Raw genomic sequence first — 25,596 nt, forward strand, 5'->3', positions numbered from 1 at the left:
AAGGTTCGAGATCCAAAACAGATTTAAGGCACCTTTGTAGCACAAAACGGCTTTTTTCTCGAACAGACTGCCTTGAACCTGCCTTCAATCTGCTACAAACCCTTTTTAAAAATGCCGGAATTATAACCCTTTTCGTACAAAAAAGCCGTTTTTCGCAATTTTAACATTTTTGGGGTGCTACCCCCGCACTTTGAAAGCCATTTTGGCATAGATTTGTATAGCGCTTTACCAGCACCCTTGTGGTAGCTCTGGCCCATAACAGTACCAGCGCAGCGCGTGCCGAGCCCAACATTGGCGGCTACTGAGCGCAGCGGTTGTGGCCGTAATTGTGCGGCGGTTGGTGGAATTTGGGTGGGGTTTTGTTGTGTGGGGTGTGGACTGTAAGACCGCTTCGCTTTAAGATACGCTATGCTTTAGACCGCTTTGCTATAAGACAGGAGGGATTGTCAGTTTCACAAATTCAATTACTTCAAAAATCAACAATCGTTAATCATTATAGACTGCTGCGCAAAGTCTCCTGACTTTGCGCTAACAATACGCTAACTTTCACGCAAGTAATTATCAAAAGAAGAAGGTTCTAAATCATCTATCCAATCAAAAAATTGTAGCAGTTGAATATGAGGTAAGTTCTGATTTCTAATAACATCAATACTAAAGTGATTTATTAATGAGGTTGATGTACCTAATCATTACTTCAAAAAGTTTACATAACGGAATCGCTTTTATCAGCGAAGTTAAACATGCAGTTGCTGCTTTTCCTCTTTTTGGGTAAGCCATAAGCATAGCTGTTAATATTAATAGAAAGGCAAAAAATGCTATCAAATTATTCATTTTAATTTCTTTAATTTCTATCGAGCCAAAGTATAATAGAGTGCTAATTAAAAAAAGGACATGAAATACCTTGTTTAAGAAGATTAATCTTTTTATAAATCAATGTGTTGTATTTTTAAGTTTTATATTGAAAATTGATTTATCAAGCGTTGAAGTGGATTTGCTGAAGGACAATAAGTGGAAATTTATTTTTGTCATCCCAATTGAAATTGTTAGTAACTAAAAAAGCCTGTCAAAATGTTAACAGGCTTTTAATTAAGTTTTATTTTGTTTTGGAAGATTACTTTTTTTGTGAGCTTTTTGACGGTTTTAACGAGGGTGTGTTCCCTGGCGTATTTTTATTGTCTCGCTGACGTTGGTCAGGTTTTCCAGTCGATTCTGCTATTCTTTTAGGTCCAGGTTTAAGTGCCATAAAATAAAATTTTGTGTGTTATACCTCTCAAAGTTAAGTAATTAATTGAATAGGGAAAAATCTATTTATCAACGTTCTTTCATTGTCTGCATTTAGTTTTACATATTTCTCAGTTGATTCAGGCCATTTGTGCCCTAACAATTCCTATACTCGTTCTTAAGGAATATTCTTTTACCGACCCAGTTAGCAATCACACTCATGCGGATTGTTTTACGGTTGAGGTTTCTCTCTGTGAAAATACTTTTTATTGGTTCAACAATGTAATGGCACCAGTTTACTCAGGTTGTTTTCTTTTTTCATGGCGCAGATGTTTGGTTATAAACAGCTCAAAACAAATACTTCGCCACTTTTTTTGTGGCAAAACTTCATTTTGAACCGGTTTTGTCACAACTTTTGAGACAAAATCTGTTTTTGGAAGGGTTTTGTCACAGAATTGGGTGAGATGTGAGGGGTGGTGGAGGATGAGCAAGGTGGTTGCGGTTGTGATAGGTAGCTGAGGTGTTGTTACCATTATTCAAAAGGTTATTAGTTTTATATTATATATTTGCTTTTTTAATAGTTATAGAAGGATGTTAGAAAAACAGTTAATACAAGCCACATATTCTCAGCTCCAAAATCAAACTCTAGATACTAATAAGAGTCAGCTCTACTTTACTATTATTCAAATTAAAAAAGACAATCGTTTTCTTGAAAATGAAAGTCAGACTTTATACAAGGACGTTAAGTGTTTCATTTTATCATACATACATGGATCAAAGCAGGAAGATTTTGGTTATGATGTAATTGAAACGAAAAAAATAAATTTTGCAATTAAAACAGTATTGTCACACAGTGCACGTTATAAATTAGCAGTATTTTGTTTAAGTGAGTTAAAATCTTGTTTTTATGACGATAAAGTCGATGAATTCAAGAGCGATGTTAACTGGTACCGCTTAAGAATGTCGATAGATCGAAATGGGATAAGCAAGTATTGGCATGGTCTACTTCAATTTTCAGGTTTAAACTTTTGGACAATTTCTTTAACATTAATCGCATCTATTTCTTTATGCGTTTTGTTTCTAAGAGATGCAATTCATCCATTTTTTGAACTTTACGAGTTTAAATTTGAAAGTTTTGTAAAGAATGATTTTGCAAATAAGTTTTTAAATATTCTTGCAAAACCGCTTGGTTTAGCGGAGAATTTTATTATTAAACCTCTAAATGTTTATGGATTATTAATTCTGATTTTTATAAAAATTCTATATTTAATTTTCATCGTAAACTTTTTGTTGGAACGAGTAAAGGATTATACAAAAGTTTAAATGGCAACATATTTACAATTTGATCAACAAGCTAAGAATTTTATATCGGTTCTGTATAGAGTCTTGATAGTGTTATATGGTACATTTTTCTTTTATCAATTTCGCACAAAAGAAGATTTTGGAAGTTATGTCGTTGTTACTTTAATCTACCTATTATTTTTTGCGTCAATTAAAGGTTTAGAAGGAATTTTCTCAATTGGGCGACTCATATTAGACTACATCTTTATATTTTGGACCCTCAGAAATGTAGAGTTGAATAATCTCTTCGCAGTAGCATTGTTATTTTTACCAATACTAAACTCAAATAACCATTCTAGCAAGAAAAGTTCAGAATTATTATATGTTATACCAGTTGTTGTTCTCATCTGGTATAGAAAAGAAAGTTGGTTAATTCTTGTTCCCTTTCTCGTATTTCTAATTATAAACACGCTTAGCTCTCTTAGGTTTAAGCATATTGTATTTAATGAAAATTTAAACACAATTTTAGATAATTTTTTTATTGATGAAAAATCATTTTATAGACCTTATAAAGTGTATGATAAGATTTTAGTAGAGTTTAATAAATATCCTAGATTCCTTGGTATCAAACAAATAATTTGTTTTAAAATCCAAAACAAAAACATATCGTTGGTCAATGGATCGTTTTTTATTTATCAGTTTAAACTAGATCCACAATTTGTATCGAAATTGACCCATCAAAAGATTGATAAGGGTTATCGTTTCGATTCCTATTTACAATTGAACGGGGTAAGCTATCCGCATAACTATTGTTTTAACTGTAAATTGAATGATGTAATGTACTGCTATTTCGTAATTCCTGGTGCACAAAATTTTTTACTAAAAAGAAAATTGTTATGGAGTTTTCATGAGTTGATTGCACCATTCTTTGTAAGAGTATCTAAAATTTTTGAAGCTTATTCTATCAGAAAAAACAATGAAATTGAGTCTATTGTTGAAATGGAAAGTAAGATAAATTATGTGCAAAATGCCAAAACAACGATGCATTTTATTAGAAATAAATTGGGGCCAATTAATCACTATCTCGCTATGGTTGCCGATTATGAGTCGGATAGTGAAATAGACAAATTGAGCTTAGAAGCAATAATAAAGGATGAAAGAAGTAAATTAAAAGCGTCTGTCGATAGTATTTTAGACCGAGCACATCTTGTTTTAAATCGTGCAAACAACCCATTTTTAGTTCACGAGCTCAATAGACACAACTTGCGAAAACTATATACGGAGATTAAAAGGGTATGGGAGACTTTTTTCCCTGTCTTTGATCCGGAACTTACTTGGAATTTTGACCAAGAAGATTACTTTATGTTATTTAATGATGTAGGATTGGAATTTGTGCTTGTGAATTGGTTGAACAATATGAAAAAATACGGCAAAAGAACAGAAAATTTGTCTTTAATTGAAGATGAAAATTTTATTATCGTTGACTTTTCAAACAGTATTTTTGATTACCTTGGTGCAGATGAAGTTGTGAAAACCTTTCAATCGACAGACCGTATTGAAATTATGCAAAAACGTACTTTCGGATTAATTGAGATTATAGATTTTCTTAGACAAATGAATATTCAATACTCCGCAAGAATTTCTGAAAATAATCGTTTACATCTAATAATTAAATTTACTAAGCATCGAAACTAATATGAATATTCTAATCTTTGAAAATGATTTTTCAGCAGTCGAGAATACATTTAAGTATGTAAATTTAAAATATTTCAATAATTCTTTAAATTTCACTGTATTCTCAAAGTCTCAAGATATTGGAGATTTCAAAAATCTTGAACATTACGATTTCATTTTTCTTGATATCACTCTAGCAAACAGAAGTAATTTGGATGGCTTCGGCATCTTAAAGAAAATCAGAGACGAAAAAATAAACATAAAAAAATTAGTGATAATTACCGGGAATGGGGATATTAAAAACAGATTAAAAGAACAAAATCTTAAAGACTATCCTATCATTCTCAAGCCTTTACCTTTTGATGCTATATATAGTTTTTTGAAGCCTTAAATATTATAATCTTGATATAATATTGCCTCATGTTTGGCTATTATTCATCGTGACAGAAAACGATTATCGCATACTTCTAACAAGACGAAATAATAGTTTGTGAGTCATAAATGAAATACATTAGATTGTAAGCTCATACAGGTATGATCATTTTATTTCTTATTTTCTTTGATTGCACCATTCTCCGAGAAACTAAATGTTCGGTTCTCGAAAATCGATTTCATAATTAACCAAACCTCATCTACTAACGTAAAGTTTAAATTTCTGTTTGAGGTTATTTCATTTAATTGACCTGTAAAGCTTATTCCGTCTATTTTTAAAGATTCTTTTGTTGCTTTATTAAATAAAGTTGCCTCTGGAGTTTTATAGTGCTTAATAATCTTTTCGAGCATTTTATTTTGAAGATTTATTTCTTTTCTAAAATTGTTGATATAGTCGATTAAAAGTGAAAAGCTTCCATCTTTATTTATTATTGCGAAATTATGGTAGTGAAATTCATCTTTGACTTTTATATTGCGGTCATTGCCTATATCAATATTTAAAATTTCTGGTCGTTTGGTGACTATTTGAATGTTAAGTCGTATGTCAGCAATTTCAATTTGCTTGGGACTTTTATCAAAATCTTTTTCTTCAATCTCCCTTAACTCGACCAGTCCAATATTATATTGTTTTGCAAAATTTAAAGCGTCTCTGGTAAATCCACTTTTTGAAACAATAATTCCTTTTTCGATACCAGTGTCATTAATAATTGATAGCAACTTCATGACAACATCCTTGTTGATTTTTTTCTTCTGATGTTTGCATTCGATTGCAGTTCGTGAAGAATGAATTCCATTAGTTTGTGATGTCAGAACATCTATTTGATGAGCATTTCCTGATTTTCCGATAACTTTGCAGTCTTGACCATAACCCTCGATGGTAACTCCAAATTCTTTACCTAAAGTTTCATAAATGTATTTGGTGATACTTTCATAGATTTTCCAATCAAGTGCATTCATTTTTGATATTAGATTTTATAGGGAGTTGTATAATATTGAGATAATAGGATGAGTTACTGATTAGCAAGCATCGGGGTTCTTATTTTAGGATTTTGTTATTTGCAGTTATTTGAATTTTGCCGAGAGAAATTGCATGACTTTTTTAAAATTATCACTAGTACCTTTTGTTAAATCAATTTTCTCATTTTTAGCAACTAACTCTTGAATTGTTCTATTGAATATTTTTTTATCAAACTTCTTCCCTGTGCTATATTTCAGGGTTTGAATTTTATCTTGATCAAATTGATCAAATAGATTTTCAGTTTCAAAATTTTTCCAACTTTCATCAATGTCTTGATATGTAATTATTCTATCTTCTAATGAAATCCCAAAAAGTTCTAGATATCGCTCCTTTTGCTTAATACCTTCTTTGTCTGAATCTAGGAGAACGATAAATTTGATGCCCCAGCCTAAAAACAAACTAATGAGGTTTTCAAGATTACTGGCACTTGTTCCTGGTATGAAATTAAATTTTGATGAACCAACATTTTTTAAATTTTGAATAAGCCCAAAAGTATAAAAGTCATTCTTTCCTTCTGTAATTACAGATTTGGGTATTAATTCGAGATTTGTTGGACGATAATCTAATATCTCTAAGATTGGCTGAAAATAGCTACTTTGATTAGGATATTTGACTGCGAAGTCTCTATACTTATGAATTTTTATGTTAGTGTTTCTTGAATGATAATTTGCTTCATTTTCATAATCAATTGCTTCATTTTTAATAACAAAGGTATTTTCTAACCATTTTGGATTAATAAGATAATGACTATGTGTAGTATAAATTACCGCCGGTAATGTTTCAAAACTTTTTAATAATTCTGTTTGCGCTGATGGATGTAAGTTTGATGCAGGTTCGTCAAATAAAAATAAAGCATTTTTATTTTTTTTTCGAAAAGCTCTAAACTGTGTTAAAAGGATATAAACGAAAAACCACCTAAATCCTAATGATCTTTGATTGAGACTATAACTATCAACATCATCTTTAATGTTAAACTCGATGTAACTGCCAGTTGAGTCTATATCAGCAACTAAAATTATCTCGGTTTTAGACAATTGTTTCTTGAAGATTTGATTCCATTTGTTAAAGATAACCTCTGAGAGTTTTTTCTGCATCTTATTAACCAAAATGGTTAAACTCTTTCTATCCTGTTTATCGGTAGATTCTATTTTTTTAATTAGGTGATCATTTATATTTAAATCGTTATCTAAAGAATCTAAAATATCTTGTATGATAGTTTGATAAAATTTGTCCTTAGCATTTCCAACCGATTCATCTAGATAAATCTTTTCAGGAAATTCGAATAGAAAATTTGGAAAATATAAAATGCTTGGGATATTTTTTTTGACCAAAGAATTCACCTTTGTTGCATACTCATTTGTAAGTTGTTTAATTTTTGGGCTTTTTCCAATCTTGGCTTTAAAATCATATGTCCAAGTTCTTTCGTTCAATTTTGACTGATGCTGGGAATTTTTAAAGTGATAGACTTGAGTAAAAGTGATTTCTGGGCCAGCGTATTGTAAATGAATATTATGAGATTTGAATTCTTTTTTTATTTCTGCAATATCTTCAGCATCAATCTCTAGACAAGCTTCAATTTTAATTTTGCCATTAAAATTGTCTAGTTTGTTAATTGGAATTAAGCTATGAATGTCATCAACTTCATAATTATCAAGCTCAAGAGCATTTAAAGATTCTGGTTTATAAGCAAAAAAATTGATTGCTTCCAGCACCGTAGTTTTTCCACTTTCATTTAAGCCAACTAACGTAAAAATATCGTTCGTGTTTTTTCTTAAATCCAAAGTTTGATTTTCTATTCCTTTGAAATTTTCAAATTTAAAATACTTAAATTTCATATGATGCTGATTTATAATTGCTGCCAACTAAGTTATATATCCTAAATCCATAAACACATCTGCCCCCTCAAAAGTCTCCTCTCAAGCGGCGGTTATTATGCAGTAAATAAAGTGGTGAGTGTTGTAAATGTAGTAAAATTTCTTACAGAGGCAAAAAAAAGTGCCTGAGGCGCTGAGTGGCTGAGTGCCTGAGATGGGGGTGAGATTCCTCCTGCGTCGGAATGAGGGGATACGGCGGCTTTAAGAATTACGAATTAAGAATTACGAATTATGAATTACGAATTACGAATGGGGAATTACTAATGATGCTTCAAAATCAGCTTCTTAAACTTTATTAGCCTGTTGCGCTGTATGAATTACGAATTACGAATTATCAATTACGAATGGGGCTTCAACTAAACTTCTTAAATCTTTTACACTATTTAAACTTGTAGTGGGTTGTGGGATTTAAGACACGCTGCGCTGTAAGACCGCTGCGCTGTATGAATTACGAATTACGAATTATGAATTACGAATTGGAAATTACTAATGATGCTTCAAAATCAGTTTCTTAAACTTTATTAGCTTGCTGCGCTGTATGAATTATGAATTACGAATTATGAATTACGAATGAGGCTTCAATCTACACTTCTTAAACCTTTTACACTTTTTAAACCAGTAGTGGGTTGTTAGTTACTCGGCTGTTTCAACTAAACTTCTTAAACTTTCTACACTTTTCATGTGAATGCTTATTTTTACCCCACTTTACTAGCCCTGATAGTAGTGGAAATCCTTTTGTGGCGGGGTTCGACACAAAAGATTGCAACGAATAGCAGGATTAGCTACCAAAAATCAAAATGCGGTTATGAAAAAAATCCTCCTCTTATCAGATACCCACGGCCATATAGATGAGGCCATACTCAAATATGTGCAGCAGGCCGATGAGGTGTGGCATGCGGGGGATATTGGCGATTTGGTGGTAACCGATACGCTGCAAAAATACAAGCCTTTGCGCGCGGTGTATGGCAATATTGATGGGGCCAAGGCGCGTGCTGAGTTTCCGCTCAATGCGCGTTTTATGTGTGAGCAGGTAGAGGTTTGGATCACGCATATTGGCGGTTATCCGGGCAAATATCCGGCAGCCATCAAAGCTGAATTACTGCGGCAGACCCCCAAGATTTTTATTTGCGGGCACTCGCACATTCTCAAGGTAATGTATGACAAAACCCTAGGTTTGCTGCATATGAACCCCGGTGCTGCGGGTAAAAGCGGGTTTCATCAGGTGCGTACGATGTTGCGTTTTACCATTGACGGCGCTGAGATTAAAGATATGGAGATTGTGGAGTTGGGGAAGAGGAGCTAAGCGGCTGCGCCTTGGGACACGCTATGCTTTAGACCGCTGCGCTGTAAGACACGGCTAACGCCTACAGATCGCTGCGCTGTGAGACAGAAGGGATATTTGTCGAATACACGATTCAAAAACTTCAAAAATCAACAATCGTTAATCTTCAATCGTTAATCATTATAGACCGCTGCGCTGTATGACAAAAGGGATGGTTGTCGGTTTTACGGATTCAATTACTTCAAAAATCAACAATCGTTAATCTTCAATCGTTAATCATTATAGACCGCTGCGCTGTATGACAAAAGGGATGGTTGTCGGTTTTACGGATTCAATTACTTCAAAAATCAACAATTGTTAATCTTCAATCGTTAATCATTATAGACCGCTGCGCTTTAGGACAGAAGGATGGTTGTCGGTTAAACGATTCAAAAACTTCAAAAATCAACAATCGTTAATCTTCAATCGTTAATCATTTCGCTCAGGTACTCAGCAGCTCAGTATCTCAGCCGCTTAGTAAACGAAAAAAGCCCGAGCATCTGCCCAGGCTTTCTTCGCACTAAATAAACTAAGTTCACAGGTTTATCTCAATCGATCTACAGATTTTACGAGATCTTCGTCCCTTTTGATGGCTTTATTGGCCAAAACAAGAAAAACGATAGCAATGGCGGGCAAGAACATCCCAATACCTTTCACAGAAACGGCAGACGCTTCTCCAGATAAGCTTAGCGATCGATAAATCAATAATCCTAATAAAATTAAATTTAATATCATATTCAATCTGCCCAATACAAATTGATGTTGTCTTTTTTTGTAAAATGAAATACTCAAAACCGATAAGGCTGTACTTAGCCCAAATAGCACTACATAAGCCATGTGCATCATGAAGTATTCTACTTTGCCGTTGACCAATGTCCAAATCGGAAAAACAAAAGGCAATACACCGGTTGCAATAAAGGCCAGTGCTAAGTATACCGATTGAATTCTCTGAATCATATTTTGGTTTTTGAGTGCCACAAAAATATATTTTCTTTTTAAAAAATGCTATTGTATGATTGATTTTTATTCGTATTATTGCATGACCAAATCGTAATTACTTCATTTACGGACGGTTTACCTGTCACTCTTATCCACAAATTTTTATAGTACCAACTCAACCTAAAAAATTCTCAACAGTTTATACATGTTTGATATTTCTGCCTTAAAGCAAATGAAGCTTCCTGAGCTTCAAGATATTGCCAAATTATCACGTTCTATTAAGTATGCCGGTGTTAAAAAAGAAGCATTGATTCAGATGATTCTTGATCATCAAGCTGCTTCTCAAAATAAGCCTGCTCAAAGTGCTGATACTTCTGCTAAACCTAAACGCGCCCGCATTTCAAAAGATAAACCGGCTCAGACAACCGCTGAAACCGATTTGTTTACTGCGCCTGTAGCTGAAGCATCTGTTCAGGCCACTACCGATGATGCATTGGATCAAAAGCCTGACTTTAAAAAGAACAATAAGCAAGGCAAGTTTAAAAAACACGAACGCGGGCCTAAAAATTTTGAAGCTCCTGCTGCCGATTATACTCCGGCTACTACTGAAGAAGTGGTTGCTGAAGTTGCTGCCGAATTTACGCCTACTGAAACTGATCCTAATGCGCCGGTGGAGCACAAAAAGCAACACCAGCATCAGCACAAAAATCAGCAGAACAACCCGAACGGTAACGGTAATGGCAACGGCAACCACAAGAACAAAAAAACACTCAATGTACGCGATGCCGATTATGAGTTTGACGGAATTATTGAGACTGAAGGTGTTCTTGAAATGATGCCTGATGGTTACGGATTCTTGCGTTCATCAGATTACAATTATTTGGCTTCGCCTGACGATATTTACCTTTCAACCTCGCAAATCAGATTGTTCGGACTCAAAACCGGTGACACCGTCAAAGGTGTGGTGCGTCCGCCCAAAGAAGGCGAGAAGTTTTTTCCGCTGGTACGCGTATTAAAAATCAACGGACACGATCCGCAAGTAGTGCGTGACCGCGTATCATTTGAGCATTTAACGCCTATTTTTCCGATGGAGAAATTCAAGATGGCTGAAAAAGGCAGCTCGATTTCAACGCGCATTATTGATTTGTTCTCACCCATTGGTAAAGGACAACGCGGTATGATTGTAGCCCAACCTAAAACGGGTAAAACCATGTTGCTCAAAGACATTGCCAACGCCATTGCGGCCAATCATCCTGAGGCGTATTTACTGGTTTTGCTCATTGACGAACGCCCTGAAGAGGTAACCGATATGCAGCGCAGTGTGCGTGGTGAGGTGATTGCCTCAACCTTTGATCGCGAGCCGCAAGAACACGTCAAGATTGCCAACATTGTTTTAGAAAAAGCCAAGCGACTCGTAGAATGCGGTCATGATGTGGTGATTTTGCTCGACTCGATTACGCGTTTGGCCAGAGCTTATAACACTGTACAACCGGCTTCCGGAAAAGTACTCAGCGGTGGGGTTGATGCCAACGCTTTGCAAAAACCCAAACGCTTTTTTGGTGCGGCGCGTAACGTTGAAAACGGTGGTTCACTGAGCATCATTGCGACGGCGCTTACTGAAACCGGCTCTAAAATGGACGAGGTAATTTTTGAAGAGTTCAAAGGAACCGGTAATATGGAGTTACAGTTGGATCGTAAGATTGCCAACAAACGCATCTTCCCGGCCATTGATTTGACCTCATCGAGCACGCGTCGCGACGATTTATTGCTTGACGAAAAAACTTTGCAACGCATGTGGATTATGCGCAAGTATTTGTCAGACATGAATCCGGTGGAGGCGATGGATTTTATCAACGATCGCTTTACCAAAACGCGCAACAACGAAGAGTTCTTGATATCCATGAACGATTAATAGGGTGTGCTCCTGTGGGTCGTGCTTTATGCCGTGCACGGCACTGGGCCTCACCCGAGGCTTTTGGCTGAACTGACCAAAGGTAATTGCTCACGCAGCTCAGACCCACCTGAAACATTCAGTAACCACTGAGCGCCCCGGAGGGCAGCAGAAAGCAAGCGCCGGAAAACGACCGTTTTTGCCCAGCTAAAAATGCGACCGACGGAAGCACTTTTGAGCGGTTGCAAAAACAAGTTTGCCGAAGCTTCTTGTAGCGAACCGCCGGAAGTTGGCGCCCTAATGATAGAAATAAAAAAAAGCTCCCAAATAGTCGGGAGCTTTTTTTATGCGGTGTGATTGGGTTTATTGAACGGCTATTTTTTTGATGATGACTTGGTTTTCAACACTGAGTTTGAGCAAATAAAAACCGCTCGGTAAATGGCTCAGTGTATATTGGTGGTCATCAGTCACAGCTGTTGGATTTTGAATTTCTGAAACAATTTGCCCGTTGAGTGAAATGACCTGAATAGCATCAATGGGTTTGGGGCTGCTGATGTTGATGTGTCCGTTGCTTGACGGATTGGGCGCAACGCTCACGAGCGAATACCAATCAAAGGCTTCGTTGGCTAAGAAAACATTGGGCCAACGGTTTTGTGCCGCCGGTCCGCCCCAAATGCGTGTGGCTAAATACGGGTTGTCAATAAACGGATTGCGGTTGCCTTGTCCGTAAAAGTTGTTGGCGTTGCCCAAATAGGTATTTCGTCGATCTTCAACAGCCGAAACCGGATCATCGGCGTTCCATTGCAAGAACAAATCAATCATATTGGCATCTATGGCCAAGACGTTTCCGACGCCTACGTTTTTGGGTAAGCATTGGGTTCCGTAACGCAAATACATATACATCATCATGCGTGCGATGTCGCCTTTCCATTCGTCACCCGGATACCAATAAGCGCCAACCACACTTGAATTCCCGGAACCTGTAGCAAATTTTCGGCTGCCACGCGTATCGTTGCGGCTTACATCGGCAGGTCGGACGTGGTGTACATCAGCACCTGGGCCTTCGGTGCCCAAATCAGGATTCCCGAGGGCTTTGGCATAGGTGTGTTCGCGGTTCCATTGGCAACCACCGGTTCCGTCGTCATCTTTGTCGCGACGTCGGTGCGCGGTATTGTCTACCGAAACAATCGGGCAAATCTCCGGACTGTAGCCATATACTAAAAAGATGTTTTGGTTGGTATTGTCGGCCGGGTCTAAATCAGTATATCTGATGGCGTTTTCTGCCTCAGCATAGTTGAGTAATCGGGTGTGGGTATCGGTGATTTTGGTGGCCAGTGCACTTTTGAGTGCCATACCGGTGAGGTTAAAATCAAATCCGTTGTAGTAGGGATTAGCAGGGGCGCCGGCTTGACTCCAACCGTTTAATGAGCTGATCAGGAGTGTAGCCAAGATGGTTTTTTTCATAGGTTTTATTTTTGCGGGGTTAAAGGTAAGCACTTTTGTGTGATTTGACCAAATATTAATAATTGTCCATAAAAAAAGCCTCTGCTACAGAGGCTTTTTTTATTTGTTTTTTGTTGTTATTGAACAACTACTTTTTTGACGGTTGATTTGCCTTCGGCAGTAATTTTTACCAGATAAAAACCTGAAGTAAGTTGGTCTAAAGTATATACCTCATTTTTGATTTCGGGTTTGATGTCTTGGATGAGTTGCCCGTTGAGGTTGTATAATTCAATTTGATCTATGGCTCCGGCACAACTTATTTGGATGGTGTGGTTGTGGGTTGGATTCGGGAAAACCGCTACCGTATTAACGGCTTCAAAAGTTGGATTGGCCAAGGGCGCTCCCCAAATTTGGGTGGCATAGTTGCTGTTGTCAATAAACGGATTTCGGTTTCCTTGACGCGCGGTGCCCCCTAAAACATTGTTGCGGTAGGTTTCGCGAGCACTTACCGGATCTTGTGCGTTCCAAGTGAGTAAGATGTTTAAGAATGTATTGGATAAGGAGTGATTGCTGGTTCCGTCAAACATCACTTTGGCTTCTGAGGCAGTGGCGTTGTAAAAATCAACCAATCGGTCTTCATAACGCGTCACGAAGTAAAAAATACAACGGGCGATATCACCTTTGAACTCGTCAATGGGTTCGAATACTTTTTGGCTATATCCGGCTGAATAGCCTGAGTTTAGATTGTTACCGAGTTTTGAACCGTTTTGTGTATTGCACGGATTGTTGGTGGCGCCTGTATTACAGGGGTTGGTTGTGGTTCCTGATACAACTCCGTAGGGATGGTCATCGCGCCAAGCGTTTACTTTTCCGTCGGTGGGCAATACAAAATGAGCATCAGAATACATCGGTGTGGCTTGGTTTCCGAAATAACTTTGCGGAATCACGTGCTCGCGGTTGTAGCAGTTTCCTTCAACGGTGTAACTACCACATTGACTGCTTGAATAAGTAAAAGTGTATGGGTCAGCGTCTGCAGCTACCTCAGAATAGACATCTAAAATGGTGTTGTCGTTTTCATAAAACCGGTCGCGATCAGACAAACCATAGATGGTCCAGAGGCCATCATAGCCGCGATCAGTATGATTTTTAATGATGTTGAAAAGTTGGGTTTTGAGCGTATAACCGGTTCCGGTTGCCGAGTTGTAGTATCCGGCAGGTGGTTGGGCAAAAGCCACAGTGATCCATAATACGCATAAAAGCGTGTACAATTTATTCATGGTAGTTTTGGTGTTAATCGTTTTTTCTTTCTAAAAGTGCCATGTAGAATCCGTCAAAGCCTGATTCTGAGGCCAGAATTTTAGAATCTTGAACAAAGGTAAATTTTTTACCGTTCTCTGTTGTTAAGAACTGCTTAATTTGTTCCTGATTTTCAGAAGGTAATACAGAACAAGTTGCATAAACTAACTTTCCGCCGGGTTTAACCATGCGTGAATAACTTTCGAGAATTTCAGCTTGTACTTTGCGGATGTTGTCAATAAATTCGGGTTGCAGTTTCCATTTTGAATCCGGGTTGCGTTTGAGAACGCCGAGCCCGCTGCATGGAGCATCAATGAGCACACGATCGGCTTTTTCTTGTAGTTTTTTAATGACTTTGGTTGAATCAATAATGCGGTATTCTATGTTGAAAGCGCCATTGCGTTTGGCTCGAAGTTTTAATTGCTTGAGTTTACTTTCGTATAAATCCATGGCAATGAGTTGCCCTTTGTTTTGCATGAGTGATGCAATGTGAAGTGTTTTTCCTCCGGCGCCTGCACAGGCATCAACAACACGCATGCCCGGTTGTACATCGAGTAGGGGTGCAACCAATTGTGAACTGGCGTCTTGAACCTCAAACAGTCCTTCTTTAAACGCATCGGTTAAAAAAACATTGGCGCGTTCTTTTAAAACGAGTGCATCTGCTTGCTGGGCCAAAAACTCAGTTTCAATATTGTTATCCATCAGAATGGCACGCAATTTTTCTTTGGTTGTTTTGAGTGTATTGGTTCTGAGGATGACTTTGGCGGTTTGGTTTTGTGCGGCAATTTCTTTGGTCCAAACTTCTTCGCCTAATTCAGCCACGCCTATTTGATCCATCCAATCCGGAATAGACTCGCGGTAAACTCTTTTTTTGGTTAATTCGTCAAATCGGCCTTTGATTTTGCGCTCAGGTGTGCCTTGTAGTTGGGTCCAATCAGGTATTGGATAACCTCTAAGCACGGCCCAAACAGCAAACATGCGCCATAGATTGTCACGGTCATAAGGTTCTTTGACTTCGGCAATTTCGGAGTATAATCGTTTCCAGCGAACAATTTCATAGATTGTTTCGGCTACAAATTTTCGGTCAGAACTGCCCCAACGTTTGTCTTTTTTGAGGGCGCGAGCGACCACTTTATCGGCATACTCACCTTCATTGAAAATGCTGTTGAGCGAGTCAATAGTGGTATAAACTAAATTTCGGTGTAATCTCATAGTATTTTTTTGCCTTAGTCAATTCGGGTAAGGCATATTTTTTCAGGTGGATGCAGAACCATTGGGAATTTCTCGATTTTTACGGAACTGCTGTCTAGTCCAAAACCGTTTTCTTCAGAAAGGCTAAATTTCTTGATGACAAAGTAGGTGTTCATGATGACTTTTTCATGCCATAAGAGATCGCTATCGTTGGATAAAAACTTCTCAGACAGCATAAATTTGAAGTCGCCTAAAATGTTGTTTTTATTGAGCGATTCATAACGGCTGGTGACATCAACCTCGCCATTCTTTACCATGTCTTTGAGCACTTCTTTGAACATCAAATTGATTTTGGTGGGCTCGCGGAAACCTAAATTGAAGTCAATTCTAAACAAATCGTCTTTGATAATTTCGGTTACTTTGTATTCGGTTCTGTAGGGTTCATTGAGAATATTCACATGTACAAACCAATAAATATCAGCTCTTTTAGGGCGCTTTTGTAAAATTGAATACATGACTTTTTCTTCGATTTCATCGGTTCTGCTGGCGTTGGTCATATAAACCAAATGCGTTGCGTATTTTGGAATAGACAAATCAACACTGAGTTCGGCCAAGACTTTTTTGTAGTTCTCAATTTTGACAAAGCGTGTATAATTCTTACTGATTTGCTTGGCCATATACCATGTACTCATGATGGATATCAAAATGATGGCAATAATCAGAGTCACATAGCCTCCATCGGCAAATTTGGTGATGTTGGCTACAAAAAAACTTGATTCAATAATGATGTAGGTTCCGATAAGTGGTAATAAAATATACCACTGTACTCGTTTCATAATCAGATAAAAATTGAGCAAAATGGTGGTCATGATCATGCAAAGTATAATGGCTAAACCATAAGCATGTTCCATGTTACTTGATTTTTCAAAATGATATACTATCCAAATGCAACCCAATAAAAGGAGCCAGTTGATAGAAGGAATGTAAAGCTGACCTTTGAGTTCTGTTGGGTATTTTATTTTTACCTTCGGCCAAAAATTCAAACGCATGGCCTCGTTTATCAAGGTAAATGAGCCACTAATTAAAGCTTGAGAAGCAATGACAGCAGCCATGGTTGCTATGACTATTCCTATGGGTTGAAACCAACTCGCCATTGATAAATAAAAAGGATTGGCACTGGCACCACCCAAGCTTCTGAGGGTTTCACCCTCGTGTTTGATCAAAAATGCCGCTTGTCCGAAGTAGTTTAAAATCAAAGTAGTTTTAACAAACAACCAACTGATGCGAATGTTTTTTCGCCCGCAGTGTCCCATGTCAGAATACAAGGCTTCTGCTCCGGTAGTACAAAGAAAAACAAAGCCTAAAATGAAAAAACCGTCAGGATTGATTCCTTTTTCTGCAACCAGAATTTTGTAAGCATAATAGGGATTAATCGCTTTAAAAACTTCAGGGTTACCCACAATTTGTATAAGCCCCAATATGCCCAGCATCAAGAACCAGAGCAACATAATAGGTGCAAAAAATTTGCCTACCAGTTTTGTTCCAAATTGTTGTATAGTGAATAGTATGACTAAAATACTGATGACAATTGGAATCGTATTAATATCGGGATAGAATGTCTGAATACCTTCAACGGCAGATGAAACGGATATAGGCGGAGTAATGATTCCGTCTGCTAAAAGCGCACTACCTCCGATAATAGCAGGAATGATAAGCCATTTGATTTTTGTTCGTTTGACCAATGCGTAAAGAGCAAAAATTCCACCTTCGCCATTGTTATCAGCACTAAGTGTGATGAGTACATATTTGAGGGTAGTTTGCAGAGTGAGTGTCCAGAAAACCAATGAGATTCCACCCAAAACTAAATCTTTGTTGATGGCGAAATCGAGTCCGAGAATGGCTTTCATAACATACAAAGGCGAAGTTCCGATGTCTCCGTATATGATACCTAACGAAATCAAAAGTCCACCTAGAGAAAGCTTGCTGTGAAGGCCATGATGTTGCGAGCTCATAAAAAAAAGTTAAAAAGTGAGCAAATTTACTACATTGCAGGCAAATTGATGCAATAATTGCTTTTTTTTTCGTGACTGTTTGAGATTCAAAAAGAGTATAAAAAAAGCACCACGCGAGTGGTGCTTCTTCTCAACTTAAGTTTATTGTCGTCTATTGCTCCTTTCTGAAGCACGTCCAGAATTATCGCGAGCTCTTGGGCCGCTTACGTCTTGATTTCTTTGGCTTGATTTGTAGCCATCTTTATTTCTGGTTTGTTTGTATTGTTGATCTCTAGGCTCTTTAACACGCTGGTCATTTGAAGCTGAGTTGCTTCGATGGTTTGCTTGTTGATTTGCTGAGTTTCTTGTTCCGGAATTTGATTCATATCTAATTCCTTGACCATTTCTTGTGTATGATGTATTATTATTTCGGGTGTTATTTCGGTTGGAATAGTTGTATCCAACATCATTTCGGGTATTTGCATACTTGACTTTTCGGGTTTGGTCAAGCTCGTATCTGTTGCGATAATTGTTATTTCTGTAAACAAACGAGCGTTGAGGGTAGGAACGTTCACAATAATTTGCTCTAATGGGTTGATACATTACTACGGCTCTTGAACATTTTCTAACATTTACATAATTGTAATGATTGTGAAAGTTGATATGGATGCCTATGTGATTTCTATATCTGAAAACAGGCCAAGGATTCCAAGCAACATAATATTTCGGGTAATAGTTCCAATACCAAACTGACACATAAGGTCTGTAAACGGGTGCCCAAAAAGTTGAATAAATAACAGGAGTATGAACATAAACAGGCTCGTAGATATAATCAGGGCCATACATGTAGACATCACCGACTACTTGAATTTGTACTTGATTGTTGAGGTCTTTTTCAACTTCAATGGTGGCAACATCTTGATAAGTATCTTTACCTAAAACGGATTGAACAACCACCAAATGAGTATTACCTTCAACCGATTCAACGATTCTGAGATAATCAACTTGATTATCTTCATTGAGATCTAAATTTGAAATTTGCGCATTCGGGTCATTGATTCTTTGTTCAAAATCTTCAAGATTTTTTGATTCTCCAAAAATAGAGGCCAAAGCTCTCAAATCAAGATTATCGCTTATTTCAGAGTTTTTAGCATTGACAATCGTTCTGTCTTGAGCCACAAGCGAACTGGTTAAAAGTATGCATACAGTAGTGGTAAGTAGCGTTTTCATAGTGTATTAATTATGGGTTGATAATTGCTTTTTAGATGACTTACTCATCTGTTAAAGCATATTTTCAATTACTGTGCCACCCGGTTGATTCATGGGGTTGTTGAGCGTATTAAAAAAATGTTAATTGCGCAATTTCTCTTTGTATTGCTTGAGTAGTTTGCGGTTAAATCCTTCTTCTGCTTGTTTGAGTTTAATGATTTTGTTTGCAGGTAAAATGCCTTTTAAGCTAGCAATAAATTTTTTGCGTGCTTGAAAAGCTTCTTCTTCGGCAGCTTCAATTTGAGCGAGCATTGCAGTAGCTTCTTTTTCGGTCAAATTATCAATTGTAGAGGGATCTATTCGGTTGAGGTAACCTTTAAGTTTATCTTTTTTGTAGTCTTTTTGGCGATCTTCAAAAGTATTGTACAAAGGCCAAAACTTTGAAGCTTCGTCAGGAGTTAATTGTAATTCTTCAGTAATATAGGCAACTTTTAGCGCTTTTATTTGTTCCTTTTTTTGTTTGAGTATGGGTTGAGCGCTTAGCGTAGCTATACAAAAGAATGTTAGAATGAGTGAAATAATCTTTTTCATGATTTTTATTTTTAAGCGGGATTTAATCGATAATATAATTTTCAAAGTTTTCTTCGGAAGACAAAATATCTTCTATTTCTTGATTGTTTAAATTTATGTTTTTCTCCATTTTTTGAAGATCTTTTTCATCGAGCATCATGGCCCAATCTTCGTTACTGATGCATTGATTTGAAGCTAAATAATTTTCTATTGATTCATCAGTTTGATCGTTTTTAGGTGCTTTGTAATATTGAACAAAAGCTAATCCGAATGCTAGTAAAAGCATGGCAGCAATGGCAATGGCTTTTCGAGTATAAATACTTAAATACTTTTTTCTTTGGGATGGTTGATGAGCAATTTTTTCTAGTAATCGAATTGAAAAATCATCAAAATATCCTTCGGGTTCATTAAAACCTGATTTGATTTTTTCTATTTCATCTAGTTTGAAAGGCTTCATGGCGCTATGACTTTTTCGTTTGTTTTAGGTTTAATTTTCGGTAAGATAATTTTCAATTTTTTTTACAGCATGGTGATAAGAAGCTTTCAAAGCCCCGACTGAAGTATCTAAAATCTCAGACATATCTTCGTATTTAATTTCTTCAAAGTATTTCATTTTAAAAACGAGTTGTTGTTTTTGGGGTAATAAGGCAATAGCTTTTTGAAGTTTTATTTGAATTTCATCACCATCAAAATGGATGTCGGCTTTGAGTTGTGAAGTATATGAATTCTGTAAATCGTCAATGCTAACTCCTCTGCGTTTTGCCTTTTGATTAATAAAAGTTATGGCTTCGTTGGTGGCAATTCTGTATACCCAAGAAAACAATTTACTTTCACCTTTAAAGCCATTTAAATGTCTAAAAACCTTGATAAAAGTATTTTGGAGAACATCATCAGTGTCATCGTGATCTAAAACAATGTTGCGAATATGGTTGTATAGAGGGCGCTGATAGTCATTGATGAGTTTCTGAAACGCAGCATTTTGCGTAGCAGGATCTAATAAGCGCGCTATGAAAACCTGTTCTTCCAAATGATTTATTTTGCGATTGGAATCAGAAATGGCAGAATGGTTTAAAACAGCATCCAAAAATTATGGGTTTTCTGATTCAGAACTTTCTGTTGGTTGTGTTGGAGTAGGTTGATTGGTTAGTACGGGTTTATTGGAATGAACTGGTTGAATGGGGCTATTAACGGGTACATACACATCGGTAATCCACTTTGATGGATTGGCCACTTGCATCATGTTTTTTTGGTATATTTCAATTTGAGTTCCACCAATATTTTCTGAGTATTTTTTCTGATTCAGATAAGCTCTCGCTTTGCCCCAAGCTTCTCGTGTATGTGAATAATCACCCGTCAAGGTAGCTTTGACCGCTTGAAACGGGTATAACAATCCGGTTGACATATCACTACCTTCACTGATAAAGATTTCTTTTTCAATCGGCATGCAAACCGAAAGTTTACTCACGCCATGAACTGTATCATAACTGTGATAAATTACAAATGGTGAGCCGGTCATTTTAATTTTGTTTTTTGAAAAGAAATTCACCATTCGTGGAATCAATATTCGTAAATTGTATGGTATTTTACTGATTTCACTATTAATGGTTTGTTTGATATAAAATGTTCCGGTTTTTTTGACCAATCCAGTAACTTTTATGTTATAAGTATTGATTTCATAGCCAATCGTTTTATCTAAATTAACCAGGCTCTGTTGTTGCATTTGCTCAATATTAAAGATAGGGCCGCCTCTGAGCAATCCATAGATCTTGTAGCCAAAACTCATTTTTCCTTTTAATTTCCATGTAATTTTGGTTCCGCCAACCGTATCTTTAAAAGTCATTTTTGCATTGGCTTCAGCTCCGTTATAATTTATCTTTTGCTGTATAAATTCAGAGTTTTTTACCGCTGTTGTAATTAGATTTCCTTTTTGGTTATCACCAGCCCAACTGCAAGTTCCGTGTATTCCAACTGTATTTTTAGGATATATAAAATTGGTTTCGGGGTTGTTTTTTTTCCAAGATACAAAGGTTTCCCAGTTGCGATAATCGTTGACATAATTGAACAATGTAGCTCGAGGCGATTTGAGAATAATGGTGGTTTGTGTTTCAAAGTCAGCTTTAAGTGTAGCCACATATACCGTTGCGGCAAATGTAGCCAGCAGTATCAACAAAAAAAGATATTTGAGTATTCTCATATAAATGCGAATTTCAGCCTTGTAAAAGTAGGAATTTATTTTTCAAGAAAACAGGATGTGATTCTTGTAAAAGCGCTAATCATTCATTTGCAAATTTTTATATTTGTTAGCTTTTGAAAAAAACATTAATCACAAATCATGAAACGATACAAAATTACCTACGCCTTTATATTGGCAAGTTTGAGCTCAACTATAAATGCGCAAAATACAGCAGAACTTAACCAAAGAAATAATTTGACAGATAATGTTGTGGTTGAACGTTTTGCTGATATCAATGTATTGCGCTACCAAGTTCCGGTCTGGGATAAACTTTCATTAAAAGAAAAAGAATTGGTGTATTATCTCACCCAAGCTTGTACCTCAGGCCGTGATATTATGTGGGATCAAAACTACAGGCACAACTTAAAAATTCGCAAGGCGCTTGAACATATTTATACTCAATATAAAGGCGATAAAAAATCTGCTGATTGGAAGAATTTTGAAATTTATCTCAAAAGAGTTTGGTTTTCAAACGGCATACATCATCATTATTCAAACGATAAAATAAAACCTGGATTTTCGAAAAAGTACTTTAGCTCATTAATGGCGGCTACCAAAACGCAACTAAATCCTCAAATAGTTGATGTTCTTTTTAATAATGAAGATACCAAAAAAGTAAATTTGGATGAATCCAAAGGGCTTATTAAAGGTTCGGCCGTTAACTTTTATGGCCAAGGCTTAACCGAACAAGAAGTTGAATCGTTTTACAAGAATATCAAATCAGTTGATGCAGAACGCCCTTATTCTTTCGGAATCAATTCAAAACTTATAAAAACAGCCCAAGGTAAAATTGAAGAGCAAACATGGAAGCACGGTGGGATGTATGGTAAAGCCATTGATCAAATTGTTTATTGGCTTGATAAGGCTAAATCGGTTGCCGAAAATAAGTCGCAAGCTGATGCTTTACAATTACTTATAGACTTTTACAACACCGGAATCCTCAAAACTTGGGATGAATATAACATTGCTTGGCTCAAAGCTACTGAGGGTAATATTGATTACATCAACGGATTTGTAGAGGTGTATAATGATCCATTGGGTTACCGAGGTTCTTATGAAGGCGTTGTTCAGATTAAAGATTTTGATATGTCGGCTAAAATGGAAGTTGTATCTAAAAATGCGCAGTGGTTTGAAGATAACTCACCCTTGATGCCTGAACACAAAAAACAAAATGTAGTTGGTATTTCATACAAAACAGTGATTGTTGCCGGTGAGGCCGGAGATTCATCGCCAAGCACGCCAATTGGTGTTAATTTGCCCAATGCCGATTGGATTCGCGCAGAGTACGGTTCAAAATCGGTTTCTCTCGGGAATTTAATTGATGCTTATGCTCAAGCTGGCGGGAAAGGGAAATTGCAAGAATTTGCTAACGATGCCGAAGAAATAGCTCTAGCTGAGCAATATGGAGAACTGGCAGATAAACTTCACACATCACTTCATGAAGTGGTCGGGCATGCTTCAGGTAAAATAAACCCCGGTGTAGGAACTCCAAAAGAAACACTCAAAAGTTACGCTTCAACCTTGGAGGAAGGTCGCGCTGATTTGGTTGGATTGTATTATTTGTACAACCCAAAATTGCAAGAAATTGGTTTGGTTGATGATTGGAAGAAAGTGGGGATGGAGGCTTACGATAATTACATTCGAAACGGAATGATGACCCAATTGATGCGTTTAGAACTTGGTGCTAATGTTGAAGAAGCACATATGCGCAATCGTCAGTGGGTAAGTTCGTGGGTTTTTGAAAAAGGCCAAAATGATAATGTTATTGAACGCATAACACGCAACGGAAAAACCTATTTCAACATTAATGATTATGAAAAATTGCACGATTTGTTCGGACAATTATTGCGTGAAGTGCAGCGTATCAAATCAGAAGGTGATTATGAAGCCGGTAAAAAGCTAGTAGAAAATTACGGAGTTAAAGTAGATCAAAAGCTTCATGCGGAAGTTTTAGAACGCAGCAAAAAATTCCCGAATGCACCATATAATGGTTTTGTGAACCCTATTTATGTACCAAAATTAGATGCTCAAGGCAATATTACCGACATCACTTTGACGCAACCTAAAACTTTTGCCGAACAGATGTTGTATTATGCTAAAAATTATAGTTTCTTGCCACTTGAAAATTAACCTTAAGAATTTAAAATAAGAACGCCTTCTCATCAAGAAGGCGTTTTTTTATCGTTTCATGGTGATTTTAATGATAAACAGCATCAAGATAAAAAGCAAAAAACCAATCAGAATTTTATAACTTCCTTTGTAGAACTTTTGATGTAGTTGAGCGTCTTTTCGGTATGAAAAAATCATGATGGCTACAAAAGCAATAAAAAAAAGAGCCGCAAAAATAAGTTGTCCGGTTGAAAACATTTAAAATAAAATTTTTTCAAAAATAAAACATTTGACGTTAAACTTAGTATTTTGCTTGCTCAATAAATTCAGTAAATCATGCAAAAACAAATCAATGCCGTTAAAGAATTTCATACGGCTTTTGGCCTCGGGGTCAGTTCAGAATTCAAAGCCGATTTGGGCGAACAGAAAAATCTACTTCGTTTTAATTTAATGAAAGAAGAAAATGAAGAATATCTTGAGGCTGTTCAGAACAATGACTTAGTTGAAATTGCTGATGCCTTGGGCGATATGCTCTATATTTTGTGTGGAACCATCTTAGAGCATGGATTACAGCATAAAATTGAGGAAGTTTTTGATGAAATTCAACGCAGCAACATGAGCAAATTGGATGAGGACGGAAAACCCATTTATCGCGAAGACGGAAAAGTCATGAAAGGTCCCAATTATTTCAAACCTGATTTTAGCAAAATCATACAACCATAAAAAAAGCGGATTTTCATCCGCCTTTTTTTATCCTTCAATTTTAACCATCCAGCCAAAAGTATCATCGGCCATTCGGTATTGAATTTTAGTGAGTTTTTCTTTCAAATCAAGCGCTATTGAATGCTCTTGTTTCGGAACTTCATAATAAACATCTTCATATGAGAATCCGCAAATCGGGTTGACCACCGCAGCAGTTCCGGCTCCGAAGATTTCTTTAAGACTGCCATTTTTTGCAGCTTCAACCAATTCTGAAACCAATACGGAACGTTCTTCAACTTGAATTCCGTCGCGCTTTGCAATGGCAATTAAACTTTTACGCGTTACACCATCTAAAATACGTTCGCTGGTAGGCGCAGTATATAAAGTATCATTGATTCTAAAAAAGACGTTCATGGTTCCGGCTTCTTCGAGCTTGGTGTGCGTGGCATCGTCGGTCCAAATTACTTGCTGAAAACCTTTTTCATTGGCGAGTTTGGTTGGATAAAACTGCGCAGAATAGTTTCCGGCGGCTTTGGCAGCACCGATTCCACCGTTGGCGGCACGACTGTAATGATCGGCAATAAGCACTTTTACTTCGCCTGAATAATACGATTTGGCAGGTGAGAGAATAATCATAAATCGATATTGCGTTGACGGCGCAGCAATTACTCCGCTGCCAATAGCAATCATAAATGGTCTGATGTACAAACTATTGCCCAAGCCTTTTTTGACCCAGTTTCTTTCAAGGTCTATGAGTTTTTGAAGTCCGGCCATGAAAATTTCTTCCGGAATTTCGGGCATGGCCATACGTGCTGCTGATTTGTTTAATCGGTGGATATTTTGATCCGGGCGGAAGAGCCAAACATCATCATGCTCGTCGCGATAAGCTTTCATACCTTCAAAAATGGCTTGTCCGTAATGAAAAACCTTGGCAGAAGGATCAATCATGAAAGGCTCGTAAGGCTTAATTTGTGGTTTTTGCCATTGTCCATCGCGAAAATCGCAGACAAACATATGATCAGTAAAAATACTTCCAAACGGAAGGTTGTCAAAATCAACCGAATCAATTTTTGAACTTGAGACGGTTACGATATCGATTTCGTTGTTGAAATTATCACGCATTTAAAGGTCGTTTAGTAATGTTGTTTTTAACTGTAAATAACTGTAAAACAATAATTTAAAAGCAAAACAAATAGAGAGT

The 25,596-nt window shown here is 36.9% G+C and carries 21 protein-coding genes; 7 read left to right on the forward strand and 14 right to left on the reverse strand.

From position 1 onward, the window contains the following. Window positions 1–1,812: 1,812 nt before the first annotated feature. Genes KIH23_RS12160 through KIH23_RS12170 form a run of 3 tightly spaced genes read left to right on the forward strand, consistent with a single transcriptional unit; the run spans window position 1,813 to window position 4,567 of the window. Complete coding sequence (locus tag KIH23_RS12160; protein ID WP_213213771.1) at window positions 1,813–2,544, forward strand: hypothetical protein; 732 nt, start codon at window positions 1,813–1,815, stop codon at window positions 2,542–2,544. Then, window positions 2,545–4,197 carry a hypothetical protein gene (locus KIH23_RS12165; RefSeq protein ID WP_213213772.1) on the forward strand — a complete coding sequence of 551 codons (1,653 nt, stop codon included), beginning with the start codon at window positions 2,545–2,547 and terminating at the stop codon, window positions 4,195–4,197. It begins immediately after the preceding gene. A 1-nt stretch (window position 4,198) separates the two neighbouring features. Next, on the forward strand, window positions 4,199–4,567 hold the full coding sequence (locus KIH23_RS12170) for a hypothetical protein (protein WP_213213773.1): 369 nt from the start codon (window positions 4,199–4,201) through the stop codon (window positions 4,565–4,567). A 152-nt stretch (window positions 4,568–4,719) separates the two neighbouring features. On the opposite strand, the gene KIH23_RS12175 is transcribed toward KIH23_RS12170, so the two are convergent. Both KIH23_RS12175 and KIH23_RS12180 read right to left on the reverse strand, forming a co-directional pair. Then, entirely contained in the window at window positions 4,720–5,565 is an 846-nt protein-coding gene (locus KIH23_RS12175) for a restriction endonuclease (protein WP_213213774.1), read from the reverse strand. A gap of 105 nt (window positions 5,566–5,670) precedes the next feature. Next, a complete protein-coding gene (locus KIH23_RS12180; protein ID WP_213213775.1) occupies window positions 5,671–7,461 on the reverse strand; it encodes an ATP-dependent nuclease in 1,791 nt (596 codons plus the stop codon). An 844-nt stretch (window positions 7,462–8,305) separates the two neighbouring features. On the opposite strand from KIH23_RS12180, the gene KIH23_RS12185 reads away from it, so the two are divergent. Then, complete coding sequence (locus KIH23_RS12185; protein ID WP_213213776.1) at window positions 8,306–8,803, forward strand: metallophosphoesterase family protein; 498 nt, start codon at window positions 8,306–8,308, stop codon at window positions 8,801–8,803. A 561-nt stretch (window positions 8,804–9,364) separates the two neighbouring features. Here KIH23_RS12185 and KIH23_RS12190 read toward each other — a convergent pair. After that, window positions 9,365–9,778 (reverse strand): DUF4293 domain-containing protein, encoded by a 414-nt coding sequence (locus KIH23_RS12190; RefSeq protein ID WP_213213777.1) that lies wholly within the window; start codon window positions 9,776–9,778, stop codon window positions 9,365–9,367. Window positions 9,779–9,965: 187 nt separating this feature from the next. Here KIH23_RS12190 and rho point away from each other — a divergent pair, with 187 nt between their 5' ends. Next, window positions 9,966–11,672 carry a transcription termination factor Rho gene (gene rho / locus KIH23_RS12195; protein ID WP_213213778.1) on the forward strand — a complete coding sequence of 569 codons (1,707 nt, stop codon included), beginning with the start codon at window positions 9,966–9,968 and terminating at the stop codon, window positions 11,670–11,672. A gap of 342 nt (window positions 11,673–12,014) precedes the next feature. On the opposite strand, the gene KIH23_RS12200 is transcribed toward rho, so the two are convergent. The 9 genes from KIH23_RS12200 to KIH23_RS12240 form a co-directional block, all read right to left on the reverse strand. Further along, complete coding sequence (locus KIH23_RS12200) at window positions 12,015–13,115, reverse strand: endonuclease (RefSeq protein ID WP_213213779.1); 1,101 nt, start codon at window positions 13,113–13,115, stop codon at window positions 12,015–12,017. 116 nt (window positions 13,116–13,231) lie between these two features. Next, window positions 13,232–14,371, reverse strand: coding sequence for an endonuclease (locus KIH23_RS12205; RefSeq protein ID WP_213213780.1), 1,140 nt, complete (start codon window positions 14,369–14,371; stop codon window positions 13,232–13,234). A gap of 13 nt (window positions 14,372–14,384) precedes the next feature. After that, the gene (locus tag KIH23_RS12210) at window positions 14,385–15,602 is read right to left on the reverse strand and encodes an RsmB/NOP family class I SAM-dependent RNA methyltransferase (RefSeq protein ID WP_213213781.1); all 1,218 of its coding nucleotides are present in this window, start codon (window positions 15,600–15,602) and stop codon (window positions 14,385–14,387) included. A gap of 14 nt (window positions 15,603–15,616) precedes the next feature. Then, window positions 15,617–17,593 (reverse strand): KUP/HAK/KT family potassium transporter, encoded by a 1,977-nt coding sequence (locus tag KIH23_RS12215; protein ID WP_213213782.1) that lies wholly within the window; start codon window positions 17,591–17,593, stop codon window positions 15,617–15,619. Between the two features lie 141 nt (window positions 17,594–17,734). Beyond that, entirely contained in the window at window positions 17,735–18,802 is a 1,068-nt protein-coding gene (locus KIH23_RS12220) for a hypothetical protein (RefSeq protein ID WP_213213783.1), read from the reverse strand. Between the two features lie 120 nt (window positions 18,803–18,922). Next, entirely contained in the window at window positions 18,923–19,372 is a 450-nt protein-coding gene (locus tag KIH23_RS12225; protein ID WP_213213784.1) for a sensor of ECF-type sigma factor, read from the reverse strand. Between the two features lie 22 nt (window positions 19,373–19,394). Next, a complete protein-coding gene (locus tag KIH23_RS12230) occupies window positions 19,395–19,808 on the reverse strand; it encodes a hypothetical protein (RefSeq protein WP_213213785.1) in 414 nt (137 codons plus the stop codon). Window positions 19,809–19,838: 30 nt separating this feature from the next. Beyond that, window positions 19,839–20,378 carry an RNA polymerase sigma factor gene (locus KIH23_RS12235; RefSeq protein ID WP_213213786.1) on the reverse strand — a complete coding sequence of 180 codons (540 nt, stop codon included), beginning with the start codon at window positions 20,376–20,378 and terminating at the stop codon, window positions 19,839–19,841. Between the two features lie 60 nt (window positions 20,379–20,438). Continuing rightward, window positions 20,439–21,545, reverse strand: a complete 1,107-nt coding sequence (locus KIH23_RS12240) for a GyrI-like domain-containing protein (RefSeq protein WP_213213787.1) — start codon at window positions 21,543–21,545, stop codon at window positions 20,439–20,441. 138 nt (window positions 21,546–21,683) lie between these two features. On the opposite strand from KIH23_RS12240, the gene KIH23_RS12245 reads away from it, so the two are divergent. Beyond that, entirely contained in the window at window positions 21,684–23,714 is a 2,031-nt protein-coding gene (locus KIH23_RS12245; RefSeq protein ID WP_213213788.1) for a dipeptidyl-peptidase 3 family protein, read from the forward strand. Between the two features lie 48 nt (window positions 23,715–23,762). On the opposite strand, the gene KIH23_RS12250 is transcribed toward KIH23_RS12245, so the two are convergent. After that, window positions 23,763–23,951: a hypothetical protein gene (locus tag KIH23_RS12250; RefSeq protein WP_213213789.1), complete on the reverse strand. Its 189-nt coding sequence runs from the start codon at window positions 23,949–23,951 to the stop codon at window positions 23,763–23,765. A 78-nt stretch (window positions 23,952–24,029) separates the two neighbouring features. On the opposite strand from KIH23_RS12250, the gene KIH23_RS12255 reads away from it, so the two are divergent. Further along, entirely contained in the window at window positions 24,030–24,416 is a 387-nt protein-coding gene (locus KIH23_RS12255; RefSeq protein ID WP_213213790.1) for a nucleoside triphosphate pyrophosphohydrolase family protein, read from the forward strand. Window positions 24,417–24,443: 27 nt separating this feature from the next. On the opposite strand, the gene KIH23_RS12260 is transcribed toward KIH23_RS12255, so the two are convergent. After that, window positions 24,444–25,517, reverse strand: coding sequence for a branched-chain amino acid aminotransferase (locus tag KIH23_RS12260; protein ID WP_213213791.1), 1,074 nt, complete (start codon window positions 25,515–25,517; stop codon window positions 24,444–24,446). Window positions 25,518–25,596 lie beyond the last annotated feature (79 nt).

This window comes from Flavobacterium sp. CYK-55 (genome assembly GCF_018413465.1).
Lineage (GTDB): Bacteria > Bacteroidota > Bacteroidia > Flavobacteriales > Flavobacteriaceae > Flavobacterium.

Bases quoted from the DNA above. Each gene is read 5' to 3' on its own strand.
- KIH23_RS12185 (WP_213213776.1), top strand. From the start codon at position 8,306: ATGAAAAAAATCCTCCTCTTATCAGATACCCACGGCCATATAGATGAG.
- KIH23_RS12230 (WP_213213785.1), bottom strand. From the start codon at position 19,808: ATGAAGCCTTTCAAACTAGATGAAATAGAAAAAATCAAATCAGGTTTT.
- KIH23_RS12220 (WP_213213783.1), bottom strand. From the start codon at position 18,802: ATGAAAACGCTACTTACCACTACTGTATGCATACTTTTAACCAGTTCG.
- KIH23_RS12250 (WP_213213789.1), bottom strand. From the start codon at position 23,951: ATGTTTTCAACCGGACAACTTATTTTTGCGGCTCTTTTTTTTATTGCT.
- KIH23_RS12165 (WP_213213772.1), top strand. From the start codon at position 2,545: ATGGCAACATATTTACAATTTGATCAACAAGCTAAGAATTTTATATCG.
- KIH23_RS12255 (WP_213213790.1), top strand. From the start codon at position 24,030: ATGCAAAAACAAATCAATGCCGTTAAAGAATTTCATACGGCTTTTGGC.
- KIH23_RS12175 (WP_213213774.1), bottom strand. From the start codon at position 5,565: ATGAATGCACTTGATTGGAAAATCTATGAAAGTATCACCAAATACATT.
- KIH23_RS12200 (WP_213213779.1), bottom strand. From the start codon at position 13,115: ATGAAAAAAACCATCTTGGCTACACTCCTGATCAGCTCATTAAACGGT.
- KIH23_RS12160 (WP_213213771.1), top strand. From the start codon at position 1,813: ATGTTAGAAAAACAGTTAATACAAGCCACATATTCTCAGCTCCAAAAT.
- KIH23_RS12240 (WP_213213787.1), bottom strand. From the start codon at position 21,545: ATGAGAATACTCAAATATCTTTTTTTGTTGATACTGCTGGCTACATTT.
- KIH23_RS12260 (WP_213213791.1), bottom strand. From the start codon at position 25,517: ATGCGTGATAATTTCAACAACGAAATCGATATCGTAACCGTCTCAAGT.
- KIH23_RS12180 (WP_213213775.1), bottom strand. From the start codon at position 7,461: ATGAAATTTAAGTATTTTAAATTTGAAAATTTCAAAGGAATAGAAAAT.
- KIH23_RS12225 (WP_213213784.1), bottom strand. From the start codon at position 19,372: ATGAAAAAGATTATTTCACTCATTCTAACATTCTTTTGTATAGCTACG.
- KIH23_RS12205 (WP_213213780.1), bottom strand. From the start codon at position 14,371: ATGAATAAATTGTACACGCTTTTATGCGTATTATGGATCACTGTGGCT.
- KIH23_RS12210 (WP_213213781.1), bottom strand. From the start codon at position 15,602: ATGAGATTACACCGAAATTTAGTTTATACCACTATTGACTCGCTCAAC.
- KIH23_RS12245 (WP_213213788.1), top strand. From the start codon at position 21,684: ATGAAACGATACAAAATTACCTACGCCTTTATATTGGCAAGTTTGAGC.
- rho (WP_213213778.1), top strand. From the start codon at position 9,966: ATGTTTGATATTTCTGCCTTAAAGCAAATGAAGCTTCCTGAGCTTCAA.
- KIH23_RS12170 (WP_213213773.1), top strand. From the start codon at position 4,199: ATGAATATTCTAATCTTTGAAAATGATTTTTCAGCAGTCGAGAATACA.
- KIH23_RS12190 (WP_213213777.1), bottom strand. From the start codon at position 9,778: ATGATTCAGAGAATTCAATCGGTATACTTAGCACTGGCCTTTATTGCA.
- KIH23_RS12215 (WP_213213782.1), bottom strand. From the start codon at position 17,593: ATGAGCTCGCAACATCATGGCCTTCACAGCAAGCTTTCTCTAGGTGGA.